This is a genomic window from Endozoicomonas montiporae CL-33, from assembly GCF_001583435.1.
In the GTDB taxonomy this organism is placed as follows: domain Bacteria; phylum Pseudomonadota; class Gammaproteobacteria; order Pseudomonadales; family Endozoicomonadaceae; genus Endozoicomonas_A; species Endozoicomonas_A montiporae.
Genome location: NZ_CP013251.1, coordinates 3,312,015 through 3,331,278, shown reverse-complemented (window position 1 = coordinate 3,331,278; position 19,264 = coordinate 3,312,015). Strand labels below are relative to the sequence as shown.

Here is a 19,264-nt window from a genome sequence, read left to right as displayed (position 1 = left end):
ATAGCGCAGCCCATATGACGCTATAAACCGTTAACTCTTCAGGAAGCCCCGCTGTTGTGCAGTTTTTCCTGAGAAACAGTCAATGAGAGTGAAAGTGCCGGAGCGTTTATGGCAGCATCACTCTCCGAAAAAAGAGTTCAGAAATGAGTTCAATCGAATTTTTTGCCAGTTGCCCGAAAGGTCTGGAATATCTTCTGGCCCGGGAACTGGAGCAGCTGGGTGCCCAGACTGTTCAGGAAACAGTCGCCGGAGTCAGCTTCAGTGGTGGTCTGGAAGTGGCCTACCGTGGGTGTATGTGGTCGCGGCTGGCCAGTCGCATATTATTACGACTGGGTGAAATCAACAGTGCCACCAAAGAACAGCTGTATGACGGCGTGAAGTCTTTCGAATGGGACGACCATCTGGACAATAACAGCAGCTTCCGCATCGATTTCACCGGCTCAACCCCGGACATCAACCACACTCGCTTTGGTGCACAGGTGGTGAAGGATGCCATTGTCGATCAGTTGCGTGACGAACACGGCTGGCGACCTTCGGTGAATGCCAGTAATCCGGATTTGCGTATCAATGTGCACGCCCGTGGTGAAAAAGCGTTTGTTTCCATTGACCTGTCCGGACAAAGTCTGCACCAGCGTGGCTACCGACTGGAAGCGGGTACGGCACCTCTGAAAGAAAATCTGGCTGCAGCGCTGCTGATTCGTGCAGGCTGGCAGGAAAAAATGAAAACCGGTGCGACGCTGGTTGATCCCATGTGCGGTTCCGGCACCTTGCTGATTGAAGGTGCCATGATGATGGCGGATATTGCCCCGGGACTGATGCGGGCGCGTTTTGGTTTTGACCGCTGGATGGGGCATGTACCGAAAATCTGGATGGATATTCTTGAGGAGGCCCGTGAACGGCGTAAGGTTGGTCTTGCCAATGTTCAGTCACAAATTATCGGTTTTGAAGGGCTGTCATCGGTGGCGCATCGAGCCAAAGCAAACCTCGAACGTATGGGGTTATCCAGACTGGTCAGTGTTCGTCAGCAGGAGCTTAAGGATTTGCGTCTGGATGATGATTTGCCAGCGGGCCTGGTTATCTGTAACCCGCCCTACGGTGAACGGATGGGTGATGAAGCCAGTCTGGTTTATTTGTACCAGCACCTTGGTGAAAAACTGAAACAGAACTGTCCGGGTTGGGAAGCGGCCATTTTTACAGGTGCACCGGCACTGGTTCGCAGTCTGGGTATGGGGCCGAAAAAGACTTACTCCCTGTTTAACGGTGCACTGCCGTGTAAGTTGTTCCTGTACGATATTCGTGAAAAGCAGGAGCAGGCTGTCACTGTTAATGCCGAACAAAAGCCTGCCAATATTCCTTCTGTGACTTATCGTTCAGAAGGCGCCACCATGTTTGGTAACCGTCTGAAGAAAAACCTGCGAACCATTGGCAAGTGGGCGCGCAAGAGCAAAATTCAGTGTTATCGCTTGTACGATGCGGATATGCCTGAATATGCCGTTGCTGTGGATGTGTATGGCGACTGGGTGCATGTGCAGGAATACGCAGCACCGGCTTCGATTAATGAAGAGAAAGCCAAAGAACGGTTATTGGAAGCTCTGGGTGTGATTCCCGAGATTCTGGAAATTCCACGCGAGCAGGTTGTGTTTAAACAGCGCAAACGTCAATCCGGAACCAGCCAGTACAATCGCGTTGATCAGGTCGGGCAGATGATGGAGGTTGAAGAAGGCGGCTGTCGTTTGTTGGTGAATTTGCACGATTATCTGGATACCGGCCTGTTTCTGGATCACCGCCTGATGCGCATGCGACTTCAGAAAGAGGCAAAGGGTAAGAAGTTTCTGAACCTCTTCTGCTATACCGCCACTGCAACGGTACATGCGGCTGTAGGTGGTGCCAGCACGACCACCAGTGTCGATCTGTCGAATACGTATCTGGACTGGGGACGTAAAAACCTCGCCCTGAACGGTCTGAGTGAAGTTCGCCATCGATTTGAGCGGGAAGACTGCCTGAAGTGGATTGAGCGTGATAAAAACGACTATGACCTGATTTTCATCGACCCGCCAACCTTCTCAAACTCGAAAAAGTTTGAAGGCGTGTTTGATGTGCAACGTGACCATGGTCATCTTATCAAGCTGGCGATGCGCCGTCTGAATGAAGGCGGAACGTTGTATTTTTCCAATAACTTCCGTCGCTTCAAGCTGGATGAAAAGATCGAGGCCGAGTTTGACGTGAAAGAGATCTCCGGTCAGACCCTTGATAAGGACTTTCAGCGACGCAGCAATATTCATCGTTGCTGGATGATTCGTCATAAAGGCTAATGGTTATTGAGCCTGTCGTGCCAGATCCGTCGTCTGTGTTTGCTGCGGGCGATGGTGTACGACAGCCCTTAATACCACGTTTTCTTCAAAATACACGGTCATGTCCCTGTAACGCCAGGTGGTAATGGCCGGGTTGCCAACAGTTTCGGACTGCTCCGGTGGTCCGAGCAGATCTTCTACCGAGGTCATGCTCTGCCCGTGCTGTGGTAGCAGCAGGGATCGGCGTAATTCTTCTGACTGACTGCCCACGGTGACGGCAAGGCTACTTTCCTGTTCTGCGTGAAGGGGTGTGCTTGCAATGCCGATAAGAACGAGTGCAGCGCTCAGTCGGGCAGCCAGCTGGCCAAAGTGTTTACAGGGGCTTTTCATGGTGTGGATTCGCCGCTTGTTATTTTCGGGTTATAATAGCGAACTTCTTTACAATTAACATTTGGCTGGTCTTTGTTTGTGAAGCACTGGTCATAAACTGGACCCTGATTGAATGTTCAGACCCCTGCCTTTCTTTATAGGTTTGCGGTACACGCGAGCCAAACGGCGAAATCATTTTATTTCCTTTATTTCGTTGATGTCGATGATCGGGCTGACGCTCGGTGTCTGTGTGCTGATCATTGTTATGTCGGTCATGAATGGCTTTGACCGGGAGTTGCGTACCCGAATCCTCGGAATGGTGCCCCATGCTTCCATTACGGCTGTGAATGGCGGGATGTCGGATTGGCAGGATATTCTGGAGCAGGCCATCGAGTTTGAAGGCATAGAAGCGGCTGCGCCTTTTGTTGATGGTCAGGGCATGCTGGCTAATGGCAGCGCAGTTCGTGGCACAATGGTATACGGAGTAGATCCGGCGTATGAGAAGAACGTGTCGATTATCGATGACCACATGGTTCAGGGTTCGCTGGATGATTTGAAGCCGGGAGAGTTTGGCATTGTTCTGGGCGAGCTGTCGGCCCAGTATCTTGGTGTTACTCTCGGAGACAAGGTGACCATGGTGTTGCCGGAAGCCAATGTGAATCTGGCCGGTGTGTTCCCGCGTATGCGTCGCTTTACGGTGGTGGGTTTGTTCTCGGTAGGCGCTGACCTTGATGGCAGTCTCTCCTATATCAACATTCAGGATGCTGCGCGTTTTCTGCAGGTGCCGGAAGGTGTGGAAGGTATTCGTCTGAAAATGCACGATTTGTTCCGGGCTCCAGCCATCGCATGGGATTTGGCGATGACATTGCCGGGTCGTTATTTTGTGCAGGACTGGACTCGTACGCAAGGGCGTCTGTTTCAGGCGATCCAGATGGAAAAAACCATGGTGGGTCTGCTGTTGACGCTGATTGTCGCGGTGGCGGCGTTTAATATTGTTTCCACCCTGATTATGGTGGTTACCGACAAACAGTCTGATATTGCCATTCTGCGAACGCTGGGAGCCAGCCCGAGAACGATTATGGGTATCTTTATGGTGCAGGGGTCGCTGATTGGCATCATTGGTACGGTTCTGGGCGTGGTACTGGGTGTGATAGCTGCCCTGAATGTGGCGGATATTGTTGCAACCATTGAACGGGTGCTGAGTATTCGTTTCCTGAGTCCGGATGTTTACTTTATTTCCTATCTTCCATCGGAACTGCAATGGGGAGATGTCATTTCCATCAGTGTGGCAGGGTTGCTGATGAGTTTCCTTGCGACGCTTTACCCGGCCTGGCGTGCTTCCAAAACTCAACCGGCGGAGGCATTGCGCTATGACTGAGCAGGTAAACGATGTACTGAAATGTACGACACTCGCAAAGAGTTTTGATGAAGGTCCCCAGGAGCTGCAGGTTCTTAAAGATGTTAATCTGCTGGTATCACCTTCTGAGCGAATTGCTATCGTCGGTGCTTCCGGTTCCGGTAAAACCACATTGCTGCAACTACTGGCTGGTCTGGATCAGCCAACGTCTGGTGAAGTGCTGGTGTGTGGTCACAACCTCGCCAATATGAAGGATCGGGAACAAAACCGGCTACGTAATCAGCACCTGGGTTTTGTTTATCAGTTTCATCATCTGCTACCAGAGTTTACTGCGCTGGAAAATGTTTCTATGCCTTTGTTGCTGCGTAAAGGGGAATCTCTGGCAGCAATTCGCCAGCAGGCTGGACAGATGCTTGAACTGGTTGGAATGTCACACCGGATGAAACACAAACCTGCCGAGTTGTCAGGTGGTGAGCGGCAGCGCGTGGCGATTGCCCGGGCCCTGGTTACTCAGCCTGATCTTGTGTTTATGGATGAGCCGACCGGTAATCTTGATCCAAATACGGCATCAAGAGTTCATGAGCTTATGACCCGTCTTTCAAACGAGTTGACCACAAGCTTCATCGTTGTAACTCATGATATGGCTTTCGCTGAACAGATGGACAGAACTTACCTTTTGCAAGGCGGTTGTCTTTTACAGTCTTGATGTATAGGAATTTCAAAGCATAGATAGAAAACCTGTTGTCGTATAGTTCTGATGGTTTTTTCTGAAGAGATCAGGCCGTTTTATCTGACACTAAAAAACCGCAGTTTTTCAGGTGATATTGGTGTGAAGTTGAAATAAACCATCTATTTCTCTGCTTCTGTTTGCTCAGGACACACTGACCCTGTTACTCCAGAGCAACCGGTCTGCCCAGTGCCAGCCGTTCATGGCACTGCCGCAGCTCCGCCAGTGTTTTACCCGGCACGATGCCTGTCAAAATCATCCTGGATTGGCACAGGATACATTCCAGTGGGTCTACCCCAAAACTGTTTTTCATCAGCGCCGGGAACCGGATCGGAATGGCTTTTCTCTCAGGCTGCTCCAGCAGATCATAAACTTTCGGTAACAGCTTTGAGCGCACTCGGGTGGCCAGGAAACCGTAGTACCGGATCATGCGGAAGCCTTTGTCCGGAATGTGCTGTACCAGGCGTTTGATGAAGTCCTCCACTTTGCTGGTAAAACGCAGATACGCTTTGGTGGTATGGTTCAGATAACCGAAGATCACCTCCTTGCCATCGTAGTGTTTCAGGCGGCTCATGGACAGGGCTGGGCGTTTCAGGTAGCGACCCAGGTATTTGATGTTGCGGTGGTGATTCTTGCTGGGTTTGGCAAAGTGAACGATCCAGGGTTTCTGGTAGTGGCCATTGAGCCAACGATTGAATCCGGTTTTGTTGGGACAGATGGCTTGCAGGGTTTTCGGAAGCTTCAGTTCCCCTCGGCTGTAGCTCTCCCGTAAAAGTTGGGTGATTTCATAGCGCCACATGGGCATGAGTGCCTGCTTGCTGAAGAAGAGAGGCTTCCAGTCTTTGTTGTCATTGGCCAGCCCGCCACGGGTGACAGACAGGTGCACATGCACGTTCCACTTCAGGTCACGGCCGAAGGTGTGCAGGGCGGTGAAGATGCCGGGCAATATTCCCTTTTTTCGGGTCAGCTTCAGAACAACCTTGGCTGCCAATCCGCTGAGTGCGCCCAGCAATTGCCGGTTGTACCGGAACAACTCCCAGAGTTCCGAGGGCATGGTGAAGGTGATGTGTTGCCACTCGGTATCCGGAAATATCGCTTTCTGCTGTTCTATCCACTGGTCAGTGAGTTTCTTGCCGCAGGTGGGACAGAACCGGCTCTTGCAACTGAAGCAGACTTTTTTCTGGTGCGAGCATTTTGGGTTGCTGCACTGGAACACGGCATAGCCCCGCACCGTCAATCCGCAGCTGGGCATTTTGATGACGTTATCCACAATGGCAGGACGTATGCGGTGTTTGTGCTTCTGGTAAAAGTGCCACCATGCGCCGCCTTTCTGGAAAAGTGTTTTAAGTCGGGTTGGGAGGCGAATCACTCTTTACCTTCCGATGAACTGAGATCGCCATGCTTGCGTTTTTGATGTTTTCTTTTGTGATTCAACAGGACTTGAGCATTCTTGCAGACCGTCCCGCATGGCCGCTGCTGGCCATCCTCCCCGACCACTGTCACGTCACAGGTTTGTGGCCCGGTGTGGTCTCTTCTTTTGTGATACAACAGGGCTGGAGCATCCTTGCAGACCTTCCCGCATGGCCGCTGCTGGCCATCCTCCCCGACCACTGTCACGTCACAGGTTTGTGGCCCGGTGTGATATTGGCTTTTGTGAGTAAATAGGGCTTGAGCATTCTTGCAGACCTTCCCGCATGGCCGCTGCTGGCCATCCTCCCCGACCACTGTCACGTCACAGGTTTGTGGCCCGGTGTGATATTGGCTTTTGTGAGTAGACAGGGCTTGAGCATTCTTGCAGACCGTCCCGCATGGCCGCTGCTGGCCATCCTCCCCGACCACTGTCACGTCACAGGTTTGTGGCCCGGTGTGGTCTCTTCTTTTGTGAGTAGACAGGGCTTTCGCATTCTTGCAGACCGTCCCGCATGGCCGCTGCTGGCCATTCTCCCCGACCACTGTCACGTCACAGGTTTGTGGCCCGGTGTGATATCGGCTTTTGTGAGTAGACAGGGCTTTCGCATTCTTGCAGACCGTCCCGCATGGCCGCTGCTGGCCATCCTCCCCGACCACTGTCACGTCACAGGTTTGTTGCCCGGTGTGATCTCTTCCTTTGTGAGTAGACAGGGCTTGAATAAACTTCTGTTCCTCCCTGCATATAGGACACGTCCACTCTGGTTTGTTAAGTTTCTCAAAACAATGGTTACAGATGTAGTGAAAGCAACTTGTACTCTTGATATCACTGTTTTCTGTAAAGTTGTTAAAGCAAACAGGACAGCGGTATGGATTGTTTTCATCTTGGGTGCCAGGCCGAATACCGACAAAGTGATTATCATTGGATAGAAGTCCCAGATATACAGGTTCCCCTGTGGTACTTATAGACGATGCTTCTGAGACTATGGTGACTTGAAAATCATCAGGATTGGCGTAGGTAAAAACCTGATCCTGAGTCAATCCACTGGCATGCAGATTGACAACGACAAAAGTTTTTTCGAGTAAGTGGCTCAGAAGCGGCAATAAAATAGTGAAGTCTGGCCATTCTCGATTGGTGAGTTGTTTCAAAACCAATCGGACATTTTCTACACCCTGTACAGCTTTCCAGTTTGAGAGAAAATTTTTTAGATATTCGGTTGTCAATTCCTGCGCATTACCTTCTAAGTAGTTTTTAATCATGGCAATGAGCCTTTCAATCAGACCAGAGACGTTTACATTTGCGGATAAATTGATAGCATGCAGCCAACAAAGGTTATCTGTGGGAGTTCGCAAAGCACGGAATTCCTTAAGATGCTGGTTTAACAGCTGTTGAGAGTTATCTCCCGTAAATTCAGATTCAGAGCCAGTGTGCTGAAGCTTTTTCTTTTTAGCAGGACGGGGTTCCAGCTCGCTAGTTGTGCTACCAGTTTCTGCAGTAACAACTGTTTGAATGCTAGCGGTAGATGAGCTAAACGAAGATGGTGTAAAACCCGTATATTGCTTTGCTATGAAAGAAGGGGATATATGAGTTAAAACGTTAGTACTGTTTTGAAAGCAGCCCGGTTGTTGAGGATGAGAGAAGTGGATTAAGGTTTGTGTCTGGGGAGCGGCCATTGCCCTGACAAAACTAGCTTCTCGGCAATGTGTAACTCCTTCAGGAGCAGGACAAGGATTTTTGCAGAGAAAACAGGAGCCGTCAGTACAGAAACTGCATAAATGTTGTTCAGTTGCTTCTAAAGGCTGTAGGGCAGAGGCAACGGGAAAATTACCAAAGCCATTAGAAGCGCTGGAACCTGGAGCTGGAGCAGATTGAAATGATAAACACAGCTCTTCCCTCATATATGTATCCAGTTCCATACGGTAATCCTGACACCGACCATTAGCAGGATGCTGGTCTGCGCCGCGATTGGAGGCATAGGTGCAAGGTCCATTGTTACATGGATGCTCGGGACAATGCTGGCCGAAGGTATGTGCGGAACCAGGGGGAAAACCGCCACCGCCACCAGAATTACCAGACAGGTAGCCTGAAGAAGGTGAATATCCAGAGGAATAGCATGAGCCAGATGATTGGTCCTGTTGTCGTTCCCGGAAAGATAGCCAGAAAGAACTTCCTTGATTCGAGTTCATCAACGTGATGATTTGAAGTTCATGCTGCTCACTAGACTCCTGTTCATCCATTTGACTGAACAGAGGGAGTTCTGGATTCCAGTGTTTTCTGGTCAGCCAACCGACGACGACAGTCGCTACCACAGGTAGCCATAAATAAGGCTGGGACTCAGGGGGGCTTCCCTGTTTTTGGAGAGTCAGAATTAATGTGTAACCGATGACTTCACGATTGGCGTACAGAGGCTGCCAAATGGACTCAACCACAGTGGTCACGGTTTGCCAGGAACCGGGAGGTCTGTATGGCTTGTCATCAGGTGGTGAGTCTGATCCTGCATAGCTGCTTGTGTCAGTAGTGTCTGCCGAGTTTTTCCGCAATGGCTCCATATCAATGGCTGGCATTGCAGGCCATGCATCCAGGTCAGGCTTTATAGAAAAGCTTTGGTTGTTATGTTCAACCTCTACAATAAAACTCTTTGTCTGCGTCTCAGCCAAACAGACGAAAGAGAGTCGCAGTAGTACAGCAAAGAGTAAGCGTTTTATGGCTCTATCCTTTCATTCCAGTTGTTAGAGTGAGAAAGGATAGTTCAGGAAAATGAGTGTGTTTTTTGTCAAAGCCAAAAGGTTGCACCGCTCAAAAAGTCGCCGCGAAGCGGCCTACCTTGTTTATAAGAATGCAGATTAGCGAACAGTGCTTGCCCTGCATTCATATGTGGTGTAGTGCCTGAACTCACTACACCTTACAAGGCCTTCAGTTGTCGAGCATATATTGAGCCGGGTCGATGTAAATACCCAGAGAACGTTTGTCGATTCGTTTTTCCTTACCCTGTTCCTTGTAGCGGAACACGATGGTGTCGCCTTCACCGACATCCAGTGTTTTTTCAGCGGCCAGATATTTGTATTCTTCCCCGCCAACGGTCAGGGTGTGAATGAAATAGTCTGGCATGCCCAGCCAGTCACTGTGTGGGCCATCGGTAATGATTTTTTCAAGGACGCCGCGGCCTTCCAGTTTGGGCTTGCGCTTTTGGAAGCTTCTTTGCATGACTGTAATCGAATTGCTGTTAATCGGATGAACGGGATGGTTGTCGTCTGCGTTTCCTACGCTGTTGCCAGTTTTGGATGACATTCCAGCGCCAGTACAGGCGGATCAGGAAGTAGCACAGTGCGCCACCCACTAACCCGGTTACAATGGAGCCCAGAAACAAGGGTTTCCAGACCCGTACCAGCTCAACTCCAACCCCGTGAATGGTCAGCTCAAAGGAGGTCTCGCTGACAGGGACGTGGAGGATATAACAACCAACGTTATAGGTAAAATAGAAAATAGCGGGCATGGTCAGGGGATTGGTAATCCAGACCAGCGCTACCGACAGTGGCAGGTTGCAGTGAAAGATAACGGCAAGTATGGCTGCAACAACCATCTGAAACGGAATCGGGATGAAAGCTGCAAAAATGCCCACGAAAAAGGCACTGGCTGCCGAACGACGGTTGAGGTGCCACAGGTTCGGGTTATGCAGGGCTCTGCCCAGAAAAGCCAGATAACGGTTTTCTGTAATGGTTTTCGGGTCTGGAAGATAGCGCTGTATCAGTTTTTTCGCCATGTCCCTAACGGTCTCTCTTGCAGCCTGCCCAGGGTTGGTTGAAAAAGATGCTCTTTCTCATCAAAGTGGGCGTTTGGGTTTATGATCAGGCAGTCTTCTGCATTGATAAGGGTTGTGTAATCCACATATTCCAACACAGTGTAGATGTTCCCCGCTAAAGTACATCATCCAATATTAAAGCCTGTTCAGGTGCCTTGGGACGAGCGATACTGTAGGTTTCAGTGAATAGACTGATCGACTGACCGGTTAACGACTATCCTGTATCCATTCTGTGAAACAGTGATTGGTCGCAGGTCTAAATACCGGTCAATGGTTTTACATTTACGTTTTTTGCATACTGCTGTACACAAAAATAGTGATTCATAAAACCCGTCTATTATGCCCTGAAAATAACAAACACTCTATCCATCTTGGCAGTTGTGTTTTTACGTATATAACCGCTCTTTTGCTGGTAACACAGAGTCTGGGGCAGTCCGGTTACCTTTGTCTGAAGGTTATCGGCTTCTTATTGTTGCCATTGATACCGTTCTGGTTCGGTTGTCCTCGTCTTAGAGTGCCCTCTGCTTTTTACCTTTTGGGGCTGTGTGTCGGTTATCTGCATGCCATTCAGGTTCAGAATTTGTGGGTAGATGAAGATCTGTTTGGACGTGAGTTGACATTAAAGGTTCGGGTTCAGGGTCTGCCTGCCAATCTTGAGACACTTCAACGGTTTGATGTTTCAGTCAGTCCGGAACAGGGTTTGCCACTGAAAAAACTTCGCCTCAGCTGGTATGGAGGTCCTGAGATGCAGCCCGGGGATCAATGGCAGCTCACGGTTAAATTAAAACCGCCTCTGGGTAGCAGCAGTCCCGGAGCGTTTGATATGCAGGCATGGGCAGCCAGAGAAGGTATACAGGCGACCGGTTATGTGGTGTCGGGTCTGTGGCTGGGGCAGGGCTTTCCGACACTCTCTGAGAGACGGGACCAGCTTCGTCAGAGCATCGGCATCATGGTCAGGTCAGCGCTGCAGAGTGATTCGTCTGGTTTGCTGATAGCCCTGATGACCGGCGATAAATCGGGAATCTCGCAGGCGCAGTGGCAATGGTTGAATCAGTCCGGTACGACGCATTTGATGGTGATTTCCGGATTGCACATTGGACTGATGGCGGGGCTGGGCTTCTGGCTGTCTCTGCTGTTTGGACGACTGGGCTTACTGCCGCTGACGGTTGTGCCGCTACCAGTGATAGCTTCAATAATTGCACTGCTCATGGCCTTGTCTTATGCCACTCTTGCGGGCTTCACAGTCCCTGTGCAGCGGGCGCTGGTAATGACCGGGATTGCCCTGTCAGGCCCGCTTCTGGGGATTAAGGCGAAACCTTCAACTTTGTACCTGCTGGCATTGGCGGTGGTGTTAACCCTTGACCCGCTGGCGATCACCAGTGCTGGCTTCTGGTATTCCTTTGCGGCGGTTGGTGTTCTGCTGTATGGGTTTGTTGGGCGAGTGGGAATGAACCGTCACTGGCAGCGTTGGGGACACCCTCAGTGGCTGGTTTTCCTGCTGCTGTTTCCCATGTTGCAATTCAATGGCCAGAGCGTCAGCCTGCTATCGCCTTTGATCAATCTGGTGGCTATTCCACTGGTAGCTGGTTTAATGGTGCCGTTGGCGCTGTTTACGTTGTTGGTCAGTCTTTTTTCTGAAGCACTGTTTTACGCGCTGTTGGTACTGCTTGAAAAGCTGATGTCGTGTTTTTTGTTGGGTCTTGAATGGCTTGATCAGCCCCTGTTTGGTCACCTGAGTCTCGAACATCAGGGTGCTGGAGTGCTGGGCGTAATGTTTGCTTCGCTAGCTGTTTTCATTTTATTGGCACCCGCTGCTTTGGGAATTGTCCGTCTGGTTCCTGTGCTGCTGTTGCCCTGGCTGCTTCCAAAGCAAAAAACACCGACACCCGGTCTGGCGGAAGTCTCGGTACTTGATGTCGGGCAGGGAGTCTCGGTGTTTGTTCGCACGCACTCTCACAGCCTGTTATACGATACGGGCGATGCCATCTGGCCGCGCTTTTCCATGGCTGATCGCGTGGTTGTACCTTATCTCAGAAAGAAAAACGTTAATGCCCTTGATCGGGTGGTGATTTCCCACGGAGATCGTGATCATGCCGGAGGTCTTAATGATCTGGAAAAGTCGCTGGTTGTCAGGGGACTGTGGGCAGGCTCCGGTGTGCCGGATTATTCCGGTTACATCAAGCCCTGTGAAACGGGGGCAACCTGGGAATGGGATCAGGTTCGTTTTGAATTTATTGCCGGCAGTGGATCGTGGTCGATGACCAATGACCGTTCGTGTGTACTGAAAGTCACTGCCAACGGGCAGTCTTTGTTGTTAACCGGTGATATTGGCTGGCGGGTTGAAAAAGAGTTGCTGAGCCGTCAGGCAATACTGAAATCGGATTATCTTTTGTTGCCTCATCACGGCAGCAGACATTCAGGCTCACCGTCTTTTCTTAATGCTGTCCAGCCGGAAGTTACCTTGATTTCGGCAGGCTATCGGAACCGGTTTGGGCACCCGTCTGCAGAAGTGCTGGATCGCCTTGAGGAGCAGGGCAGTGAAGTCTTCAACACTGCGGTTGACGGGACTCTGGAATTTACACTGGGTCAGGCAGTGGGGGTCCAGCGCTGGAGGCAACAGCAGACTCATTACTGGCAGCGACCAATACTGTAACGGGTTTTATTGTCACAGGCTGTAAACATAGGTTTCCAGCGGTTAACCATGAGCCCAGAGCTGTGTTAAAGTCTGAAGATCACAGATGAAGGGAATGAACAGTGTTCGAACTGGTGAAATCCGGCGGTTGGTTGATGCTGCCCATTATACTTTGCTCCATTATTGCCATGGCTATCGTGTTTGAGCGCTTGTGGACGCTCAGACCTTCCCGTATTGCGCCCCGCAACACCCTGTCCCAGGTCTGGAAGTGGATTAAAAGTAACGATCTGGACAGCAAAAAAGTCGCATCGCTGCGTGAAAGCTCTCCTCTTGGTGAAATTCTGGCGGCCGGTATATCTAATGCCCGTTATGGCCGGGACATTATGAAAGAGAGTATTGATGAACAGGCCGGACGTGTGATTCATGAGTTGGAGCGTTACCTGAACACTCTGGGTACCATTGCAGCAGTTGCGCCCTTGCTGGGCTTGCTGGGTACTGTTATTGGCATGATTGATGTCTTTACCGTGATTATGCTGGAGGGCACCGGTAATGCGGGTGTTTTGGCGGGAGGCATCTCCAAGGCACTGATTACCACTGCAGCAGGTTTGAGTGTTGCCATCCCTTCCGTGATTTTTCATCGATACTTTGTCCGCCGGGTTGACGAGCTGGTAGTGGCCATGGAACAGGAAGCCACCAAACTGGTCGAAGTGCTTCAAGGGGAGCGCAAGCTGAAAGACCGCAACGGGGGCAAGTGATGAAATTTCGTCGCCAAACCCAGGAAGAAGTGTCGGTCAACCTGACACCGTTGATCGACGTGGTGTTTCTGTTGTTGATCTTTTTTATGGTTTCGACCACTTTTACCCGCGAAACCCGACTGGCTATTGATTTGCCGGAAGCCAGCGGCGAAGTGCAGGAACAGGTGCAGAAACAGATTGAAATTGTGATTGGCAAAGAAGGTGACTTTGCGGTGAATGGTAAAAGTCTGGTCAACAGTCGTCTGGACACCCTTAAATCTGCTTTGGGCAAGGTGAGCGATGGTGACGGCACTCTGCCGTTAGTGATCACCGCTGATGCCAACACGCCTTACCAGTCTGTGGTGACCGCCATGGACGCTGCCGGTCAGCTGGGTTTTGCCAACCTGAGTATGACCACTCGCAAACCGGCTGATTCTGACGGGGAGTGACAGACTCCCCGATGTCGAGTAACAAGATGTCTACTGTTCCCTCGAAGCGATTTCCTTCAAAACGATCTCCTTCAAAGCGATCTGCTACATTCTGGCGGGATCGTTTAACCCGTTCGATTATGAATGCATGGTATGGTTCAGGCCGATGGACCCTGCTGCTGCTACCATTAACGGCCCTGTTCAAGTGGCTGGCTCGCCGACGTTGCCAGAAAACCATACGGTCACAACGCTGGCAACCGCCCGTACCGGTGGTTGTGGTAGGAAACCTGTCGGTGGGTGGTACCGGTAAAACCCCGGTCGTGGCGGCGCTGGTGCGATTTTTCCAGAAAAAAGGCTATCGCCCCGGTATTGCCAGTCGTGGCTTCGGGGCTGACGCTCAGAGCTTACCTTTGCTGGTAACTGCTGATACGAATCCGGCTATTGCCGGAGATGAACCGGTGATGCTGGCGCAGCAGTTGCAGGTGCCGGTGATGGTTGATCCGGATCGGGTCTCGGCTGCCAGGGCACTGATTGAGCGCAGTGGCTGCAACCTGATTATCACCGACGATGGCTTGCAGCACTACCGTCTGCATCGTCATGTTGAAATCGTGGTGATTGATGGTCAGCGAATGTTGGGCAATGGCTTGTGTCTGCCCGCTGGCCCGTTGCGGGAACCGCCAGAGCGCTTACAGACTGTTGATCAGGTGCTGGTCAATGGCGCACCGTCGGGCGACCTGCCGGTTGATTTTGATTGTTTTTATCTGGAAACCGCTGGCCTTGTGCCGGTGGCCTGTACGGATTGTTCGCCGCCACAGGGTGGAAAGGTTCATGCTGTGGCGGGAATCGGCAATCCCGAACGGTTCTTTCGCACGCTTGAGTCGCTGGGGTTTAGCGTGATTCCCCATGGTTTTCCGGATCATCACGGGTTTGTTCCGGAGGATATTGCCTTTGATGATGATCTGCCGGTTCTGATGACGGCCAAAGATGCGGTAAAATGTCGGGGTTTCGCAGGGAATAATGTCTGGTATTTGCCCGTACAGGCGCATATACCCGAAGCTGTGCTGAATAAAATGGTTCAGCTGGTTGAAACTAATGCTCCAGACTCCCTGTCGAAGATAGGTTAAAAGATAATAAGTGATGAAGTTGCATCATGGATAAAGAGTATGGATAAGCGTCATGGATAAAAAGTTGTTTGAAATTCTTGCCTGTCCACAGTGTAAGGGTGAGTTGAAACATGCCAAAGAGTCGGCTGAACTGATCTGTCGTCCCTGTGGTATGGCTTTTCCGATTCGGGACGGTATTCCCGTGATGCTGGAAGGAGAGGCTCGTACTTTGACCAGTGATGAGCGCCTTGTGGAAAGCAATGGGCTAGGAGCCTGCCGGACTTAAGACTGTCCTACTGCGGTTGCAATAAATTGTCTAAAAAGTTCTGACTTTTCGTTGAATAGCCTTGCTATTCGCCTCAAATTCAAACCTTTTTATCCTCAATTTCTTGCAATCCTCGCTACGGACGCTTAAGCCCGACAGGCTCCTGGAGTAAATCAGTACGCTGATTTCCATAGTTGATATTGAAAGAAAGATGGTTCCATGACTGAAACAGAACGCCCGTTTACAGTGGTCATTCCTGCCCGCTTTGGTTCCAGCCGGTTACCGGGTAAGCCTCTGGCGGACATTGGTGGTAAGCCGATGGTTCAGCACGTTTATGAACGAGCCAGTGAAAGCCGTGCCCAAAGAGTGATCATTGCGACCGACGATGAACGTATTTTCAAAGTGGCAAAGGATTTTGGCGCTGAAGTCTGTATGACCCTGCCCGGTCACCCTTCCGGAACCGACCGTCTGCAGGAAGTGGCGCGCCTGTATGAAATGTCTGACAACGAAGTGATTGTCAATGTGCAGGGTGATGAGCCACTGATTCCGGCCAAGGTCATTGATCAGGTGGCTGAAAATCTTATGAATAACCCGCACGCGGGTGCTGCAACGCTGGCAGAACCGATTGCCCGACGTGATGACCTGTTTAACCCTGCGGTGGTTAAAGTTGTTTCTGATCAGCAGGGTAATGCCCTGTACTTTAGCCGTGCCCCTATGCCCTGGGCGAGGGATGACTTTGCAGCCAGTTCTGATTCAATGCCAGAGATTGATTGCTTCCGCCGGCATATTGGTATTTACGCTTATCGTGTCAGCCTCCTCAATCAGTATGTTCAGTGGCCTCAGAGCCCGATAGAGCAGCTGGAGTCTCTGGAGCAGTTGCGTTTGTTGTGGAATGGTCACCGGATTCATGTGGCTGATGCCCTGGAAACGCCACCTCACGGGGTCGATACGGAGCAGGATCTGGAAGTGGTTCGTCGCCTAATCAAAGAACAGGAAGCGATTGCGTAAAGCCAGGAGGCTCTATGGTTAAGGTACTGTTTGTCTGTCTCGGTAATATTTGCCGGTCACCGACTGCCCACGGCATTTTTGCCCGTCAGGTTGAAAACGCCGGTCTTGCCGATGTGATTATCATTGATTCGGCAGGTACCAGTGGCTGGCATAAGGGCTCAAAGCCTGATAGTCGTTCCATGGCGGAGGCAAAACAGCAAGGTTATGATTTGTCGTTTATTCGTTCGCGCCAGGTGACCGCTGAAGACTTTGCCGGACAGGATTATATTCTGGCCATGGATCAGAGTAATCTGGATGACTTGCTGGCTGAGTGTCCACCCGAGCATCAGCACAAAGTGAAACTGTTTCTGGACTTTGCAGAAGGCTCAAGGTCTGAAGTGCCTGATCCTTATTATGGTGGTGACGACGGCTTTGCTGATGTTTTGCGACTGGTTGAACAGGGTGGTCTGGCGTTGCTCGATCATATGATGCGACACCACTTTCCCTCCCGGGGCAACGCTTCTGACTGAAAATGATGTTTTGATGAATATTGTTGAAAATTACTCCCTGAAAGACCGGAATACTTTCGGCTTTCAGGTGTCTGCCCGCTATTTTGTTGAAGTTTCTTCCATTGAGCAATTGCAGCAGGCTCTGGCATTTGCCCGTGAAAGCAGCTTGCCCTGCCTGCCTCTGGGTGGTGGTAGCAACCTTGTTTTAACCGGTGACATAGATGCTCTGGTGATTGCGGTTAATCTGAGAGAGCGTTCAGTGTTGGAGCGCACTGATGAGTCGGTTGTTGTTCGGGCTGGTGCGGGTGAAAACTGGCATGAACTGGTGCACTGGACTCTGGCTGAGCAGGCTTATGGGCTGGAAAATCTGTCGTTGATTCCCGGCCATGTCGGGGCTGCACCGATTCAGAATATTGGTGCTTACGGTGTCGAACTGAAAGATTACTTTGAAAGCCTCGAAGCAGTTGAAATTCACTCGGGTGAACTGCGTCGCTTTTCTCAGGAAGAGTGTCAGTTTGGTTATCGTGATTCCGTGTTTAAACAGGCATTGCGCGATCAGTTCATTATCACCTCTGTGACGTTCCGGCTGGTGTCTCATCTACAGCCAAAACTGGGCTACGGACAATTGCAGCAGGAACTTGAACAACGGTGTGGTCGTCGTTCGCCAACGGGGATGGAAATCAGTGAAGCCGTTGCGGATGTGCGCATGCAGAAATTGCCAGACCCAAAGGTTCTGGGCAATGCGGGCAGTTTCTTTAAAAATCCGGTCGTCAGTGTTGCTACGGTTGACCGGCTGCGAGCTGAATTCCCTGACCTGGTCGCTTACCCGTTTGGCGCTGGATGGAAGCTGGCGGCAGGCTGGTTGATTGATAAGGCTGGTTTACGAGGTTACCGGGAAGGACGTGTTGGCACTTATCAGCATCAGGCGCTGGTGCTGGTGAACCATGGTGACGCCAGACCTGATGAACTGCTTGAGCTGGCGAGCGTCATTGTTCAGAAAGTCAAAGCGGTGTTTGGTGTTGAGCTGGAAATGGAGCCGCGGGTTTATTAACTTTTTGAAAGTCTACCCTTTTAGATAGTCATAGCCTTTTTAAGCAGCAGGGCTTTGTAAGCTTTATGGTTAAAAGGGTTCTTCATGGTTGTCTTAAGAGTTGTCTTCAGAGTCGGTCTTTTTTTTCTGTTTTCCCTGTTGTTCAGTCTGTCGCTTGTCGCTGATGTGAGGGCTGCAGGCTGGCTTGAACAGCCTGAACTGACGGTTAACCCGGAACCTGATGTGGCTGACCAGCCAATTGAGCCTTCTGTTCAGGGGCGGCAACTGATTCAATGGCTTGGTACCGCGTCCCAGCATGGTATCAGCCTTCCTCAGCAGAACTGGTTGCAACTGGCAGCTGATCCTTCCTCCAGAAACATTCGTGTGATTGCGCGAATGTTTGCTTCTGCGCTTGATTCCGGCATGTTGGACAAGCGAATCTATCAACCCGGCTGGCGAATATCGGATCAGTCGGTGCTGGCTTCTCTGGAAAATCACCTTGATAACGACAACCTGAATCTGGTTGAGCCTGCACTTCCTGAATACGACCTGTTCAAACAACATCTGAAGCAACTGCGTTGGTGGCGTGATCATGCTTTGCAGCAGTTTCCTGAAGATCTGGTGCTGGATAGAGGGCATCGACATGCGTCTGTCAGTCAGCTGAATCAATGGTTGAGAGATCTTGATCTGGCTGATCATTTGCCTGCCGGTGTGTACTCGGGCAAACATCAGGCGGTTATCAAAAAGGTTCAGGGGCTATTCAGGCTGAGTAAGGATGGCGAACTGGGTCCGAGAACAAGGCAGGCGCTGATTGCCCTGACATTAAAACGTATTAAAACACTTAGGATCAACCTTGAGCGGTTGCGCTGGTTGCCAAGAACCTTGCCTTATCCAAGGGTGTGGGTGGATATTGCCGGTTTCCATGTTTACTGGATGGCTGATCGTTACAGTCAACAGAAGTTTAAAGCGATTGTCGGTATGCCTTCCCGACAAACGCCGGTCTTTCAGGATGAAATCGAAAGCATCACCATTAATCCACCCTGGCGAGTGCCTGCTTCCATTGCCTCTACCAACCTCCTGCGAAAAGCCAAGCGAGACCCATCGTTTCTGAAGCGTGAGGGTTTTACGGTTTATTCCAGTTGGAAAGGTAATGCCCGGGTCGTCAACCCGGATAAGGTTAACTGGGATAAACTGGATCGCCGTTCTTTCCCTTACCGGCTTGAACAGAAACCGGGTAAAGTAAACCGTCTTGGTCGTTATAAGCTGGATTCACCTAATCGTTTCAGTGTTTATCTGCACGACACTCATACGCCTGATCTGTTTAATAAATCCGTACGCTCATTAAGCTCTGGTTGTACCAGGGTAGAAAATATTGATGAGTTGATTAACAGTATTCTGGTCAGTCAGGGGATGGCGGGACGAGTCCGGACGTTGCAGCAATTAGGAAAAACCAGTCGGTTACAGCTTCCCAGAAAAATACCACTGTATTTTGCGTATTTTACCGCCTGGCCAGAGAAAGGCGGACGGGTTCGGTTTCGGGATGATATCTATCGGCTGGATGATGCACTTCTGGCGAGGTTTTAGCGCATTTTCTGGCTGTTAAAAAAGGGCGTACCGGTGTTAAT

The 19,264-nt window shown here is 50.7% G+C and carries 17 protein-coding genes; 12 read left to right on the top strand and 5 right to left on the bottom strand.

What is annotated here, in order from left to right:
- The first annotated feature begins 143 nt into the window (after positions 1-143).
- Complete coding sequence (rlmKL, locus tag EZMO1_RS15230) at positions 144-2,312, top strand: bifunctional 23S rRNA (guanine(2069)-N(7))-methyltransferase RlmK/23S rRNA (guanine(2445)-N(2))-methyltransferase RlmL (protein ID WP_034872484.1); 2,169 nt, start codon at positions 144-146, stop codon at positions 2,310-2,312.
- Positions 2,313-2,315: 3 nt separating this feature from the next.
- On the opposite strand, the gene EZMO1_RS15225 is transcribed toward rlmKL, so the two are convergent.
- Positions 2,316-2,681, bottom strand: a complete 366-nt coding sequence (locus EZMO1_RS15225; protein ID WP_051789232.1) for a hypothetical protein — start codon at positions 2,679-2,681, stop codon at positions 2,316-2,318.
- Between the two features lie 112 nt (positions 2,682-2,793).
- Between EZMO1_RS15225 and EZMO1_RS15220 the strand changes: the two genes are divergently transcribed.
- Positions 2,794-4,038: a lipoprotein-releasing ABC transporter permease subunit gene (locus tag EZMO1_RS15220; RefSeq protein ID WP_034872486.1), complete on the top strand. Its 1,245-nt coding sequence runs from the start codon at positions 2,794-2,796 to the stop codon at positions 4,036-4,038.
- On the top strand, positions 4,031-4,723 hold the full coding sequence (locus EZMO1_RS15215) for an ABC transporter ATP-binding protein (RefSeq protein WP_034872488.1): 693 nt from the start codon (positions 4,031-4,033) through the stop codon (positions 4,721-4,723). Before EZMO1_RS15220 ends, EZMO1_RS15215 begins: the two co-directional genes overlap by 8 nt.
- A 184-nt stretch (positions 4,724-4,907) precedes the next feature.
- On the opposite strand, the gene EZMO1_RS15210 is transcribed toward EZMO1_RS15215, so the two are convergent.
- The 4 genes from EZMO1_RS15210 to EZMO1_RS15195 form a co-directional block, all read right to left on the bottom strand.
- On the bottom strand, positions 4,908-6,113 hold the full coding sequence (locus tag EZMO1_RS15210) for an IS91 family transposase (RefSeq protein WP_086936419.1): 1,206 nt from the start codon (positions 6,111-6,113) through the stop codon (positions 4,908-4,910).
- A complete protein-coding gene (locus EZMO1_RS15205) occupies positions 6,110-8,809 on the bottom strand; it encodes an RING finger protein (RefSeq protein ID WP_061509566.1) in 2,700 nt (899 codons plus the stop codon). Before EZMO1_RS15205 ends, EZMO1_RS15210 begins: the two co-directional genes overlap by 4 nt.
- Before the next feature lie 256 nt (positions 8,810-9,065).
- Entirely contained in the window at positions 9,066-9,356 is a 291-nt protein-coding gene (locus tag EZMO1_RS15200; RefSeq protein WP_034872492.1) for a hypothetical protein, read from the bottom strand.
- A gap of 19 nt (positions 9,357-9,375) precedes the next feature.
- A complete protein-coding gene (locus tag EZMO1_RS15195) occupies positions 9,376-9,912 on the bottom strand; it encodes a DUF2062 domain-containing protein (protein ID WP_034872494.1) in 537 nt (178 codons plus the stop codon).
- A 355-nt stretch (positions 9,913-10,267) separates the two neighbouring features.
- Between EZMO1_RS15195 and EZMO1_RS15190 the strand changes: the two genes are divergently transcribed.
- The 9 genes from EZMO1_RS15190 (at position 10,268) to EZMO1_RS15150 (ending at position 19,223) form a co-directional block, all read left to right on the top strand.
- Positions 10,268-12,604, top strand: a complete 2,337-nt coding sequence (locus EZMO1_RS15190) for a DNA internalization-related competence protein ComEC/Rec2 (RefSeq protein WP_160173995.1) — start codon at positions 10,268-10,270, stop codon at positions 12,602-12,604.
- Positions 12,605-12,705: 101 nt separating this feature from the next.
- Positions 12,706-13,338: a MotA/TolQ/ExbB proton channel family protein gene (locus EZMO1_RS15185; protein WP_034872496.1), complete on the top strand. Its 633-nt coding sequence runs from the start codon at positions 12,706-12,708 to the stop codon at positions 13,336-13,338.
- Positions 13,338-13,766, top strand: a complete 429-nt coding sequence (locus EZMO1_RS15180; protein ID WP_034872497.1) for an ExbD/TolR family protein — start codon at positions 13,338-13,340, stop codon at positions 13,764-13,766. Before EZMO1_RS15185 ends, EZMO1_RS15180 begins: the two co-directional genes overlap by 1 nt.
- Entirely contained in the window at positions 13,763-14,869 is a 1,107-nt protein-coding gene (gene lpxK, locus EZMO1_RS15175) for a tetraacyldisaccharide 4'-kinase (protein WP_244886702.1), read from the top strand. Before EZMO1_RS15180 ends, lpxK begins: the two co-directional genes overlap by 4 nt.
- Before the next feature lie 52 nt (positions 14,870-14,921).
- Positions 14,922-15,134: a Trm112 family protein gene (locus EZMO1_RS15170; protein WP_034872500.1), complete on the top strand. Its 213-nt coding sequence runs from the start codon at positions 14,922-14,924 to the stop codon at positions 15,132-15,134.
- Between the two features lie 198 nt (positions 15,135-15,332).
- Positions 15,333-16,121: a 3-deoxy-manno-octulosonate cytidylyltransferase gene (gene kdsB / locus EZMO1_RS15165; RefSeq protein ID WP_034872502.1), complete on the top strand. Its 789-nt coding sequence runs from the start codon at positions 15,333-15,335 to the stop codon at positions 16,119-16,121.
- Positions 16,122-16,135: 14 nt separating this feature from the next.
- On the top strand, positions 16,136-16,630 hold the full coding sequence (locus EZMO1_RS15160; RefSeq protein WP_034872504.1) for a low molecular weight protein-tyrosine-phosphatase: 495 nt from the start codon (positions 16,136-16,138) through the stop codon (positions 16,628-16,630).
- Positions 16,631-16,643: 13 nt separating this feature from the next.
- Complete coding sequence (gene murB, locus EZMO1_RS15155; RefSeq protein ID WP_034872505.1) at positions 16,644-17,660, top strand: UDP-N-acetylmuramate dehydrogenase; 1,017 nt, start codon at positions 16,644-16,646, stop codon at positions 17,658-17,660.
- Between the two features lie 84 nt (positions 17,661-17,744).
- Complete coding sequence (locus tag EZMO1_RS15150; protein ID WP_034872508.1) at positions 17,745-19,223, top strand: L,D-transpeptidase family protein; 1,479 nt, start codon at positions 17,745-17,747, stop codon at positions 19,221-19,223.
- The last annotated feature ends 41 nt before the right edge of the window (positions 19,224-19,264 follow it).

What these genes read in the sequence shown, in the direction of transcription:
- rlmKL (WP_034872484.1), top strand. Translation starts at nt 144, where the DNA reads ATGAGTTCAATCGAATTTTTTGCCAGTTGCCCGAAAGGTCTGGAATAT.
- EZMO1_RS15225 (WP_051789232.1), bottom strand. Translation starts at nt 2,681, where the DNA reads ATGAAAAGCCCCTGTAAACACTTTGGCCAGCTGGCTGCCCGACTGAGC.
- EZMO1_RS15220 (WP_034872486.1), top strand. Translation starts at nt 2,794, where the DNA reads ATGTTCAGACCCCTGCCTTTCTTTATAGGTTTGCGGTACACGCGAGCC.
- EZMO1_RS15215 (WP_034872488.1), top strand. Translation starts at nt 4,031, where the DNA reads ATGACTGAGCAGGTAAACGATGTACTGAAATGTACGACACTCGCAAAG.
- EZMO1_RS15200 (WP_034872492.1), bottom strand. Translation starts at nt 9,356, where the DNA reads ATGCAAAGAAGCTTCCAAAAGCGCAAGCCCAAACTGGAAGGCCGCGGC.
- EZMO1_RS15195 (WP_034872494.1), bottom strand. Translation starts at nt 9,912, where the DNA reads ATGGCGAAAAAACTGATACAGCGCTATCTTCCAGACCCGAAAACCATT.
- EZMO1_RS15180 (WP_034872497.1), top strand. Translation starts at nt 13,338, where the DNA reads ATGAAATTTCGTCGCCAAACCCAGGAAGAAGTGTCGGTCAACCTGACA.
- EZMO1_RS15170 (WP_034872500.1), top strand. Translation starts at nt 14,922, where the DNA reads ATGGATAAAAAGTTGTTTGAAATTCTTGCCTGTCCACAGTGTAAGGGT.
- kdsB (WP_034872502.1), top strand. Translation starts at nt 15,333, where the DNA reads ATGACTGAAACAGAACGCCCGTTTACAGTGGTCATTCCTGCCCGCTTT.
- EZMO1_RS15160 (WP_034872504.1), top strand. Translation starts at nt 16,136, where the DNA reads ATGGTTAAGGTACTGTTTGTCTGTCTCGGTAATATTTGCCGGTCACCG.
- murB (WP_034872505.1), top strand. Translation starts at nt 16,644, where the DNA reads ATGAATATTGTTGAAAATTACTCCCTGAAAGACCGGAATACTTTCGGC.
- EZMO1_RS15150 (WP_034872508.1), top strand. Translation starts at nt 17,745, where the DNA reads ATGGTTGTCTTAAGAGTTGTCTTCAGAGTCGGTCTTTTTTTTCTGTTT.